The organism is Sphingobacterium prati (assembly GCF_013167215.1).
Classification (GTDB): Bacteria; Bacteroidota; Bacteroidia; order Sphingobacteriales; family Sphingobacteriaceae; genus Sphingobacterium; species Sphingobacterium prati.
This window is the reverse complement of sequence record NZ_JABJWY010000035.1, coordinates 199,060-211,611: the sequence shown is the minus strand read 5'-3', so window position 1 is coordinate 211,611 and position 12,552 is coordinate 199,060. Positions and strand designations below refer to the sequence as shown.

Sequence of the window (12,552 nt, the reverse complement as noted above, 5' to 3'; positions counted from 1 at the left end):
CTTCCAGCATTACAACCATATTAAAGGATTACGGATGGGCAAGTTGCGAATGACCTCTTCCTCCTTGGGATTATGATCGAGCTCAGCCCAAAGTTTCAGATAGCTGCTGTCTTGGTAAGCGGTTGCAGCAAAGATAAGAGCAGGTTGAGCAATAGGCCATTGCTCCCAGTACATCACGTCTTTTTGATAAGGCCATTTGTTCTTATCACTGATATAAGGTATCATAAAATCCAGCCCTTTTTTGATTGTACGTCCATCGGGTAACGTATATTGCCATAGCGGTTCATTTGTTGTAGACAGGATATGGCAGATCATGGTCATGGCATCTAGATTAAATAGGGAATATCCAAAGGGCTTGGTCCGTTGGAGTTCCCGGGGAAAGCTACCATCTTTTTCCATCTGGCTGGGTAATAAAATTTGCTGGTAGCGTTCAGCACACATCTTGAGCAAAGCCGTATCCTGCACTAGACTGGCAAAGGATGCCACCTGCATAACCCAACAGGTACCATGATTGTTTGCTGCATTCATTTCGTCTTTACCATATTGGTGCTCAGTCAACCAGCGCAGATATGTTGCAAACCAACGATGGATGGCCTCTTTGGTTGACTGTGGAAAGTTTGGATCATTTTCGAGCACTTTTACGCCCTGTGCCACTTCCATTAAATGAATGGTGTCAATTATGCCTATACCGCGACCTGTAAATCGTCCTTGTACAGCTTGGGCATACAGCAGATTTGGATTCATCATCGTCTCCGAGTCGACAAACCAAGCATGCAAATGAACCAACGCCTGCTGCACATATTTTTTATCCGGATTCAAACGGTAGGCCGAAGCTAGGGCGCCGATAATTTGGCTAAAACGGATCATGGCTTTTCGATGGGCAACAAAGTTGGCTGGATTACTCATACCATCCCGTTGGACATAGGGGGCACCCGCATCCATTGGATCTGGCCACCAATAGTCGCCTTCCGAGTAAAAGTCATGAATACCACCGCTACTTCGAACTGCAGGGTAAGCCGTCACGGTCAAGGGCTTTTGCTTCATGGCCCATTTTGATTGCTTTTTTATAATAGGACGCAAAACCGTTACGATTTTACTCTTGAAAGATCCATTGGGTTCATTCGCCCCAGCGAACAGGGGGAGCAGCACAATCCCAATAAATGTGCACGCTAGTCTGAAGATTGATTGTAAATTCATTTCCTTAGATTTTTATGAGCTATATCGGGATAACGCGGTACTCCTTGCCCTCGACTGTTTGAAATTCAATTTCAAAAGTTTCTTTGGTTGATAAAGGCGATAATTTTTCGCGGTCAAGGATATGGTATTTCAATGAACTGGGTTTGTATAGCAATTCATTTTCAGCCCCATTGACTTTATTCCCACTCGTTCCAATTACTTTCACTGGCATAGAGGTACGCAACTTGCATATTCCACCTATATTGGAAACGATGCGCGTCTGTTGCAATTTATTATCCTTCCAATCAATGTCTACCGTAAAGTTTCCCCTTGCTTTAATTCCCTTAATATGCCCTGTCGACCACTCATCGGGCAGCGCTGGCAATAGATGAATAGCACCATCGTGGCTTTGCAAAAGCATTTCAGTCATTCCGGCCGTTGCGCCAAAATTGCCGTCGATCTGAAAAGGAGGATGTGCATCAAATAAGTTCGGATAAGCACCACCACCGCTCATCTGAGCGCGATCCAGTTTGGGATCAATAAAGTTCAGCGCATCCTTAAGAATTTTATAAGCGTGGTTTCCATCCTGTAATCTTGCCCACCAATTTGTTTTCCATGCCATCGACCAACCTGTACTCACATCACCGCGCAAAAGCAGCGATTTTTTTGCCGCAGCGGCCAATTCACTATTTTCTGTAACGCTAATCTGGTTACCAGGATAGAGTCCAAAAAGATGCGAAATATGTCTATGCTGATCTTTGGGATCATCCCAATCTTTAAACCATTCTTGCAGTTGACCATATTGTCCAACCTGATAGGGATATAATTTTGCACTCGCCTGTTCCAATGTCGATTTAAACTCAGGGTCGATCTGCAGTACATCGCAAGAGCGAATAACCGCAGTAAATAACTCGCGGATAATTGCCATATCCATCGTGGATGCCATGGTCAATTGATATTCCTTTCCTGCTATTTTAATTGTATTTTCAGGCGATGTAGAAGGATTTGTTATCAAGTATTTATTTTCAGGATCAGCGATCAGCCAATGTAACATAAACTGAGCCGCCCCCTTCATCAGTGGATAAGCTTTATTTTGGAGAAAAGATTTATCTCCTGTAAAGCGATAATGCTCCCACAAATGTGTGCTGAACCAAGCTGCGGCCATTGGCCATGCAGACCATCGTGGCATACCTTTAGGGTCCCAGTCATACCCTCCCGGAGGAGAGGTCTTGGCCCACAGGTCCGAATTATGGTGAACTACCCAGCCTTCCTTTATGTTGTAATTTACAGCGGCAGTTTGCGCTCCATTGATCGCCAGTTCCTCCATAAAATCAAATAGTGGCTGATGGCATTCGGACAAGTTGGTATTTTCTGCCAGCCAATAATTCATTTCGGTATTGATATTCGTGGTGTAATTACTTCCCCAAGGCGGCTGTACATGATCATTCCAAATCCCCTGTAAATTGGCGGGTCTTCCACCTTGTCTCGAACTTGCGATCAGCAGGTAACGTCCAAAATGATAATACAAAGTCAGTAAATCCAGATCTGTAGGACCTTTGGAAAATTGCATAATCCGCTGATCGGTCGGTAAATTTGCATGTGTTGAAATTCCAGCCAGTTCAAAATCTACCCTGTTAAACAGTGATCTGTAATCCTTCTGATGATCAACAAGCAGTGTTGTAAAGTTTTTTACTGCGACCTGTTTCATTAAACTGTTAACTGTCGCCTTTACATCTTTTCCAGCTCGGCTCGGCGATTTGTCGAAACCATTAAAGCTGGTCGCTTCTGTCAGTAATAATAGTACCTCATCAGCACGAATGATACGAAGCTTATCCTTTTCTTGCTGTACCTTCCCTCCTTTTGCCTGTACTTTAACACGCATTTCGAAAGTCATCCCCTTTCCCTCAATGCTATCGTAAACCACCTGTTTCGGTTCGTAATCCCGATTAGCCACAAAACTGGGGGCTTTACCCACAAGGCTCAGTACATCGTTGCCGAGTGCTGAAACGGTACTTTTCAGTTTACTGGTCATGGACAGATCCAAAGTGATTGATTTGGCTTGATTTGCTTTTAATCGAATGACCAAAGCTTTGTCGGGATAGCTGACAAAGCTTTCTCTTTGATATTGAACTCCTCGATAAGTATAACTTACTGTACTTACCGCCCCTTCCAAATCCAAATCCCGCCGGTAAGCTTTTACGGCTTTCTCCTCTTGATGAAAATCCAGCCACAGGTCACCCATGGGTAAATAGCGCGCTGAATAAGGACCTTGCATTTTCTTCCAGAGGACAGCAGCCTCTTCATATTTCCCAGCTAAAATAGCTTCACGTACTGATGGTAAAATTTGTGGGCCATTGGGGTTGTTTCCAGCCTCAGGTTCGCCCGACCACAGGGTATTATCATTAATCTGAAAACGATCCCTGCTCACCCCGCCGAAGACCATTGCGCCTGTCGTACCGTTACCTAGCGGTAGTGCTTCCTCCCAATATGCAGCCGGTTTGTCGTACCAGAGTTGGCGCTTCTTTTGTTTATGTTGTGCATGACCACAGATAACAGTGGCCATTATCCCGAGCAAAAGAAAAAAGCTCAAATTCGTGTTTAATTTTATCATCTCACTATTTTTCAATTGTCAACAAAGTACTTTTCGATTCGTCCATCCGTCCGGACACAACTGCTTTTCCTGCGGATAAGCGAAGCCTTATCAAGGCTCTTCCATTGTATGCCTGTACTTTTCGCGCCCCTATGGATGTTCCCTGATCAATGATGAGTTCACCATCTCCTGTAGCATCAAAATAGATCCAGTTTTTGGCATCCAGACAAAGAATACCATTTTTATCCAATACCTTGGCCTGCACCGTTATGATATCATCTTCCCGTGCAATTTCTTCAACCTGTAATTTCGCAGGTTTGCCCCAACGCGCTGTTTGATACACCTGCTCAATTTGATCTGTCATAAGCTCCTTACCATTTTTGGTAACAGCTTTGATCTGATTTTTTCCCGCACGTAACTTCACCATCCAACGCAATCCAGCAGCGGGAAAATCTTGGCTATTTCTTTTCTTTACCCCTTGACTTTCGCCATTGACAAATAGTTCGACCTCCTTTGCATTGGAATATACTTTGATCATCTTTGCCTCATCCGGCTCTCCCCAACGAACAGGCCAAGAGTGTCCGTAGATATGCAACATGGGTTTTGAAGTCCAATACGATTGAAATACGTAATAGGATTCCTTCTTCGTAAAATCGCGTTCGACGACACCTTTCTGGTTGACATAGGGAACCGGATTATCCGGTCGAACAGGTGTCGAAAAATCTTTAAAGGGCCAATATGCCGTACCCGTAAGCCAAGGCATGGTTTCTTGCTCCTTAAGGTGCCAATCGATCAAATTACAGATATAGCTTTCGCTCCAGTCACCATCCTTGGAAACTCTTGCTGCACCACCCACGAGGGATGCATCGCCAGCCCGTTCATCGGTGGTACCATCACCTTCTATCCTGGCTAATGCCCGATCAGGATCCTCTGCATGGCGACGAGCATGACTGTCTCCGCCCCATTCCACATGAAGAAAATGTTTGACCTTTTTCATTTCCTCTGCCGAGGCCGTTTTATAGTCTGTATACACGCCACGATACCAACCCGCCCAGATAGAAGGTGAATATACATCAACAATATCTTTACAAAAGTCACAACGTCGTATGGCTGTTTTTCGACTGGGATCCAATTGGTGGGAAAGTAAATGTAATTCCCGCATAAATGTCCTGATTTTCTCTTTGTCGAATTCGGGGAAATCGCCGGGCCAATCATTTTCATTACCGAGCCCCCAAATAATGATCGAAGGGTGATTGTAGTGCTGCTCAATCATATTTGTCAACATCCGTTTCCCTTGTTGCTGATAGATTTCACCGCCCAAGCCACCGCGACACCAAGGGATCTCCTCCCAAACCAAAATACCAAGACTATCACAGGCTTCGAGAACCCTGCGGCTTTGTTGATAATGCCCCAGCCGAATGAAATTGACGCCCATCTCTTTCATCATTGTCATTTCCTGTAAAATCTGTGAATCTGTCATGGCCGCTCCTACAGCAGCATGATCTTCATGACGATGCGTGCCCCGAAGCAAAAGTCTTTTTCCGTTTAATAAAAAGGGACCGTTATCTTTAAATTCTACATGCCGGAAACCAAAAAGGCTCTCTTCTTTAAATGTCTGTCCATTGCTTTTGACGATGGTTACCAAACGATATAAAGCAGGATGATCTGGGCTCCACAATTCGGGGTTTTTAACCGTTAATTTTCCAAAGTCAAGAGATCCTTCCACCGAACGAACAACCGGCGTCTGACTCAGTAGCAATTTACCCGAAGGGTCATAAAGCTGTGTTTCGACATCAAAATTTGAGCTGTTGGATTGTGTTAATAGGCGACCACGGATTTGCAATACCCCCTGTTTTCCATCTGCATCCACTGTAGGGCTAACAAAGACTTTTTCTAAAGCCGTCTGTGGTACATATTTCAAATTCAGATGGCGATAGATACCTCCATATAGGTTAAAATCGGATAGGTCTGAGGGAATCATTTCGAGGTCACGCGAGTTATCTATCCGAATTGAAACCGGTATCTTCCCTTTAAACTGTGTTTTATAGGCTTCGTTTTTTTTAAACTTTTCGACGGTCTCAGTAATATCTACTGTCCATTCGTCATAGCCGCCGACATGTTCCCCAACCTTTTGCGTATGGATATAAACCGTAGACTTTTGTCCTGCACCTTCAAAATGAAGCAATGTATGACCATTTGGATAGGGGTTTTCAATGGTTAATGTCTTTCTATACCAACCTGGGCCCTGATAATAATTGACAGCTGGATCAACAGCATCTAAGGCATTGTAACAATGAGGCAAACTAACGGTTTGCCATAGTGGAACGGATTCAGGATTGCCCGCCCCAACCGGCCGTACAGCTTCCCAAATCCCCCCAAGATCGCTCTTCAGAAAGTCCCATTCCCTGTCGATTCGCTTTGATTCCTGAGCCTGGAGCTGTAAAGCGCCAAATCCCAATAGCAATGCAAGTATTTTATAAAACTTATTTTCCTTTATCATTAAATAGGGTTCTCTTTTCTTAATCTTTAAATTCAGCTTATTCATCCAAGGCTCCGGTTTTCATTTCCTTTGCTGTGGCAGTCTTATCTCTTTCTAGTTTTCCATCCAACTCAATTTTGATTACAGTTGCGACAGGATCAATGGCCTGTTTGGAAACGTCAATTTTGATCGTATCAGACTGAGATTTCACTTTAAGCGTTTTACCATTCGATAAAAAACTAGCGTTTAAAACTTTATTTTTTACTGGAAGAACGACCGTTCCATCTTGAGGCCAGTCAAATATGGTCAGGTAAAGCAGGGTCTTGTCGCCCAGTTCCTTCATGGTGCATCTTCCCCACTCAAAGGGTTGCAAAGGACTGCTTTTGGTTGCATAAATTGCTTCACTGTTTATTTTCATCCACTTACCTATCGTCGCCAATCTGTCTATGCTTTCCTGTGGAAAGCTTCCATCGGGTTTCGGGCCGACATTGAGCAAATAATTCCCGCCTTTTGATGCGATATCAACCAAATTACGGATCAATGTTTCTGCCGACTTCCATTTATGGTCAGACGTACGAAATCCCCAGGTTCCATTCATAGTCATACAAGTTTCCCAATGCTTTCCTTCCAATTCACTCCAATCTGGAATTTTCTGTTCTGGCGTCTTTGTATCCCCCGGAAAATTTGGTCTTTTCAAGCGATCATTGGTAATAATATTGGGTTGCAGGCGCAGTTGTTCCTGTAACATGCTTGCCGCTTCATCCGTCATATTTGTTGGTGTATCCCACCACAAAACGGAAATATCACCATAATTACTCAAAAGTTCTTTCACCTGTGGTACAGATACATTTTTGATATAGTCATCAAAACTCGCGGTTTCCTGCTTTGGGTCCCAATGGCCTTTATGCGCTAAGGTATAGGCATCTATTTTAGCTGAGTCTGGACTGGGCCAGCCTTCGCGCATGAGTTTCCGCGCCGCTGAACCTCCGGGATTATTCCAATCTTGTGCTTGTGAATAGTAGAACCCTAATTTGACTCCATACTTTTTACAGGCTGCGGCCAAAGGCTTTAACAGATCTTTACCATAAGGAGTCGCGTCGACCATATTCCATTTGCTGGTTTTCGTTTCGAACAGTGCAAAACCGTCGTGATGTTTGGCCGTAATAATGAGGTACTTCATACCGGCATCTTTCGCTATACGCACCCATTCGTCGGGATTATATTGTACAGGATTAAACTGGCCTGCCATTGCCTGATATTCGTCAACCGGGATTTTTGAACGGTTCATAATCCATTCCGCTCCACCCCGAGCTTGTTCATGACCACGATAGACACCGCCAAATTGTGCATATACGCCCCAATGGATAAACATGCCGAATCTGGCTTCTTCCCACCATTTCATCCGTAGACTATCAGGTAGTTTATTTTCTTGCGCCATTGAAGCGCCACTAGATATTCCTGAGATCAGGAGTATCAGGAATAGTATTTTATACATTTTCAGTTTAGTTTTCATGCCTATAATGGTTATATCTTAGAAGCCTTTTGTTTGTGTAAATTTATCATTTCCCAAACTTTTAGCAATATCTACTTCGGACTGTGGTACAGGCCATAAGGTATCCCGCTCTGCAAATAAGCGCATTGCACCATCGGGATCTTTGGTTTTGTCCATGACTTGTTTTATAAGTCCCCAACGTTTTAGATCAAAGTAACGCTGTCCTTCCAGAGCCAATTCAACACGTCGCTCCTGACGGATAATACCGCGAAACTCTTCCTTCGTCAATCCGGAGCTAAATTGCAGCAAGGGCATTTTTACATCTGCGCGGGATCGTACCTGATTCAATGCATCGACGGCTGTTTGCTCAGGTCCAGCACTTTCGTTTTTTGCTTCTGCATACATCAGCAGAATATCCGCGTAACGAAGAAATACCCAATCTTGATCACTTTGTGTCGCGTAGCTGGTTGGCCATTTGGCTTCATTGATATATTTCCGGGGCAAAAAGCCCCCCTTAACATCCGCCGCGACAGGATCAAAGGCCGAAGAAGCCGTCGTTCCACGCCATACCCCCTGATAGATAATAGATGCCTTCAATCGGGGATCACGATTTTCATAAGGATTTTTCGCGTCATATTTGGCAGAAGTCCTGATATCCTTGCCATCAATACAATAGTAGGAATCAACCAGATACCCCAGTGGCTGTACCGTCATTAAATAGGAGTACATCATATCTGCGGGGCTATACATATTAGGTGGTAGAAAACGCGCCGAAAACATAATTTCAGGATTACTATTTTGACCAGGTTTTCTAAATAAATCCCGATAGCCACCTTGATAGATCGAAAATTTGTTTTCATCCATCACCATCTTTGCCACTGCAGCAGCTTCAGCCCATTTTTTATTTGTCAATAATACTTTCGCTTTATAACCGAGTGCAGCACCCCTGACAGCATGTCCTTTATATGCGGTGTTTGGCAACTTTTCAATGGCATAATCAAGATCTGCTAAAACAGCTTCCAAAACTTTGCTTTTTTCAGTCCTTCCCAGTCTAGCGCTGGCATCATCCAAACCTAGTGGCTCAAGTGTCAGTGGCACATCACCATAAAGATTAGTCAGTAAAAAATAATAATGTGCACGAATGAAACGGGTTTCGGCTTTATAGCGATCCCGATCCTGCTGGCTCATGCTGGTGATACGGTCTATATTGGCAATCAATTTATTACAGGCTGCGATTGCTTGATAGGAGATCTCATAACCTTCCGCCTGCATACCGCCTGTCGTTGAGGTCAATCCACCTCTAGAAATTGTATTAAAATTATTGGATGTGCTTGATATGAATGCATCATCGGATAAGCCGTCCCAGAACATGCTTGCCCCACCCCAGCCCCCCCGGGCATTGGAAGATGATGTAGAATTATATCCCCTACATAAAAATTCATACACGCCCGATAGTGCAAGGTCTGCATCCGCTTGAGTTTTCCAAAAAGTAGATTCAGGTATTTTATCCGTTGGATTTTTATCTAAGAAATCTTTCGCACAACTGCCCAGCGCTGTGGTAGCCGCCAAACAAAAATATAGATATGTCTTTTTTAGTTTAATTTTCATGATCTCATCAGTTAGAAGGTGATATTTGCACAAAATGCAAAAACTTTATTTTGAGGATGGGTTACATAACGTCCTGAGGTTGCTCCACCACTGGACGATACACCGCGTTCTGGATCTAAACCTGGGAACTTCGAAAAAGTAACCAAGTTATCTGCGGCAAAATAAACGCGTAATCCCGAAATACCTGCCTTTGATAATGTGTTCTGTGGGATACTGTAACCTATTTGAATATTTTTCAATCGTAAGAAAGATCCATCTTTCAAGAAAAATGTAGAGGCCGTCCGTACATTATTTGCTGCTGGTGAATTGTCTAATCCTACAATCGGTAACGATGCATTTGGATTTTCCGGTGTCCAAGCGTCCATCCATTCTCGCGTGAAAGTCCCGCCTTGTCTAAAAGGAACGATTCCCCATTCGCTAACAAATATTTTTTGGCCTTGAGACCCAAAGAAAAATGCCGTAAAATCGAAGTTTTTCCATACTGCGGTTGCATTAAATGAATAATCAAAATCTGGGAATGCCCCAGGTATTACAACGCGGTCATTATTATCCACCTTGTTATCGCCGTCGACGTCCGCAAATTTCAAATAGCCAGGTTGCGCTGGAACTTGTTGTTTTGGCGAACTTGCGATCTCCTCCTTCGAGCGAAATATACCGACACTTTCCAGCAAGTAGAAACTACCATATGGTAAACCTTCCCGAACAATTGTATTTCCGGAAATACGTTCGGCTCCATATTTTATAACCTTATTACTATTGGCCTGGATATTACCATTTAATGTTAAGGATACCGCACCTATTTTCTCGCGGTACTGAAGTCCGAGTTCGATCCCTCTATTACGCAACGTTCCATAATTTACCGTCGGTGCAGTAAGACCAATATAGGAAGGGAATGCTGTCGATGACGACAGAATATCAGAGGTCACTTTATTGTACCAGTCAAAGGAGGCTGTCAACTTATTATTCCAGAATCCAAGATCAATTCCAAAATCCAATACCTTGGTACTTTCCCACTTAATGCGTTCATTTGCCATAGCCACCTGACGTGCTCCCTGTTGTAGGGTCTCTTCAAAGGGATAGGCAAAAGCAGAGCTGTAAACAGTTTGATAGGGATAGTTTCCGATATTCTGATTACCGAGGGTTCCGATGGAAGCCCTAAGTTTGACTTCATTCACTGTTTCTTTAAGCTGCTCGCCAAAAAAAGCCTCGTCTGAGATCTTCCATCCTGCCGACACAGATGGGAAAAAGGCCCATTTACGATTCTCAGGAAAACGTGAAGAAGCATCATAACGGGCATTTCCTTCCAAGAGATACTTGCCTTTGTAATCATAATTCAAACGACCATAATAGGATCTTAGAGACCATTCATTCGTGATACCACTATTGGACTGTTGTCCCGCCCCGCCGCCATCCAATTCCAGCAGATCCTTATTAGGGAATTGCAATCTACTGCCAAATAATTTTTGCGTTTTGTTATATTCTGCTTGTGTGCCGGCTAGTACTTTCAAATTATGGTCTCCAAATGACTTGTCGTAAGTCAGTTGAGTATATCCCACAGGATATACGTTATTGTCATCCGTCACTTCCAATCCTTGGCCGCCCACGTCCAATTGTCGCGCCGGAAGTGCATCCGGTTTTGCCTGCCACATGTATTGATTGATCACAGGCTTGTTCGTATAGTTTTTGGTAAATCCATAGGTCAGACCACCACTGGTTTTCCATTCTAAACCCTCCAACAGTTTTACATTGACAAAAATATTGCCCTGCATAAAGTAATTGTTCAGTCTTGTGAATGCATTTTCAGCAACGGCTACAGGATTTTTATTGGGTGACTGAAATGGATATGCTCTTGAGGTATATCGTCCACTACCATCCGGAAGTACAGGACCATATAATGGCGATTGACTTATTGTTGACAGGAACTGATCTTCGGCTCCATTTCTGGGATATTTTCGATCACCATAATTCAGCGTAATGCTTGAACCAAAACTTATTCTATCATTGATTTTTGAGTTCAGATTTAACTGCAAATTATACTTCTTAAAGGAAGTCCCGATCATGATATCAGGCTGATCGACGTAACCGAGGATAACGTTATAATTGGTTCCATTGGCACCACCACTTAAACTTAAGTTATGCGTTTGCACCGGTACAGTTTTAAACACGGCATCCAACCAGTTAAAGTCAGGATAAAGCGTTTTGTCTGTCGCATTTTTATAAGCATCAATCATTTCCTGGCTGAAAAGCGAATTCGCATTGCTGATACCTGAATTTTTAGCAGCTTGATTATATAGGGTCATATAATCAACCGAATTATAGACCAAATCAGGTAATGCTGAAGCTTTTGTAATTCCAACATTGTAATCGTAGCTCAGCTGTGCTTTTCCGGATTTACCCTGTTTGGTTGTCACGAGGATCACACCGTTTGCAGCTCTTGCTCCATAGATTGCTGCTGAGGCGGCGTCTTTTAATACTGTAATATTTTCAATCGCCTGTGGATTCAGGTTCTCCAAACTACCGGGAATCCCATCCACAATGACCAATGGTGCAGAAGAAGCACCATAAGAGCCTAATCCCCTAACTTGTAAATTCACATTTTCATTACCCGCCTCTCCGGATCCTTGTGTCACACGAAGTCCCGGCATACGCCCTTGAAGTAATTGTGTAGGATTAGTCGCAATTCGTTTATTCAAGGTTTTTCCGTCTACTGCAGCAACTGCTCCAGTCAAATTGCTCTTTTTCTGTGTTCCGTAACCTACGACAACGACCTCGTCCATTAGGCTACTTGACTCTTGTAGTACGAGATTGATATGCTCTTTTTTATCAATAGGTATTTCTGTTTTTTCTCTACCTACCAGTGAAAAAATCAATACATCAATATCCTTGGCAAGAATCTGATAATTGCCGGATACATCTGTAACGGTTCCATTCTTTGTGCCTTTAATCTGTACTGTCACCCCTGCAAGTGGTTCGCCTGCAGGTGAGGTTACTTTTCCGGATATTTTTAGCTGCGACTGTGCAAACACATTTGGTGCAGCCATACTCATCAGCGAAAATAAAAGCAAACCCTTCCCTACCGTTTTGGTTATCGGTGTTATCATAGTTCTTTTGGTTTATGTGGTTATTTTGAACTCAGTAAATGAAACCAAATATCAAAAATAGTCGGCCTCTAGAGGGAGATTTTTCGTTCGAATAGGTGGAAAAAAT

The 12,552-nt window shown here is 43.3% G+C and carries 6 protein-coding genes; all 6 read right to left on the bottom strand.

The window, feature by feature from the left end; translation table 11 throughout:
- Positions 1-9: 9 nt before the first annotated feature.
- The 6 genes from HPC41_RS16765 to HPC41_RS16740 are packed head-to-tail and all read right to left on the bottom strand — an operon-like array spanning position 10 to position 12,446.
- Complete coding sequence (locus tag HPC41_RS16765) at positions 10-1,197, bottom strand: alginate lyase family protein (RefSeq protein ID WP_172395161.1); 1,188 nt, start codon at positions 1,195-1,197, stop codon at positions 10-12.
- Positions 1,198-1,216: 19 nt separating this feature from the next.
- Positions 1,217-3,787 carry a glycoside hydrolase family 95 protein gene (locus HPC41_RS16760; RefSeq protein ID WP_246250815.1) on the bottom strand — a complete coding sequence of 857 codons (2,571 nt, stop codon included), beginning with the start codon at positions 3,785-3,787 and terminating at the stop codon, positions 1,217-1,219.
- Positions 3,788-3,791: 4 nt separating this feature from the next.
- Positions 3,792-6,266: a glycoside hydrolase family 2 TIM barrel-domain containing protein gene (locus tag HPC41_RS16755; protein WP_172395372.1), complete on the bottom strand. Its 2,475-nt coding sequence runs from the start codon at positions 6,264-6,266 to the stop codon at positions 3,792-3,794.
- 37 nt (positions 6,267-6,303) lie between these two features.
- Positions 6,304-7,758, bottom strand: a complete 1,455-nt coding sequence (locus tag HPC41_RS16750) for an alpha-L-fucosidase (protein WP_246250809.1) — start codon at positions 7,756-7,758, stop codon at positions 6,304-6,306.
- A gap of 18 nt (positions 7,759-7,776) precedes the next feature.
- Positions 7,777-9,345, bottom strand: coding sequence for a RagB/SusD family nutrient uptake outer membrane protein (locus HPC41_RS16745; protein ID WP_172395160.1), 1,569 nt, complete (start codon positions 9,343-9,345; stop codon positions 7,777-7,779).
- Between the two features lie 11 nt (positions 9,346-9,356).
- The gene (locus tag HPC41_RS16740) at positions 9,357-12,446 is read right to left on the bottom strand and encodes a SusC/RagA family TonB-linked outer membrane protein (protein WP_246250803.1); all 3,090 of its coding nucleotides are present in this window, start codon (positions 12,444-12,446) and stop codon (positions 9,357-9,359) included.
- Positions 12,447-12,552: the final 106 nt, after the last annotated feature.

What these genes read in the sequence shown, in the direction of transcription:
- HPC41_RS16765 (WP_172395161.1), bottom strand. Translation starts at nt 1,197, where the DNA reads ATGAATTTACAATCAATCTTCAGACTAGCGTGCACATTTATTGGGATT.
- HPC41_RS16760 (WP_246250815.1), bottom strand. Translation starts at nt 3,787, where the DNA reads ATGATAAAATTAAACACGAATTTGAGCTTTTTTCTTTTGCTCGGGATA.
- HPC41_RS16755 (WP_172395372.1), bottom strand. Translation starts at nt 6,266, where the DNA reads ATGATAAAGGAAAATAAGTTTTATAAAATACTTGCATTGCTATTGGGA.
- HPC41_RS16750 (WP_246250809.1), bottom strand. Translation starts at nt 7,758, where the DNA reads ATGAAAACTAAACTGAAAATGTATAAAATACTATTCCTGATACTCCTG.
- HPC41_RS16745 (WP_172395160.1), bottom strand. Translation starts at nt 9,345, where the DNA reads ATGAAAATTAAACTAAAAAAGACATATCTATATTTTTGTTTGGCGGCT.
- HPC41_RS16740 (WP_246250803.1), bottom strand. Translation starts at nt 12,446, where the DNA reads ATGATAACACCGATAACCAAAACGGTAGGGAAGGGTTTGCTTTTATTT.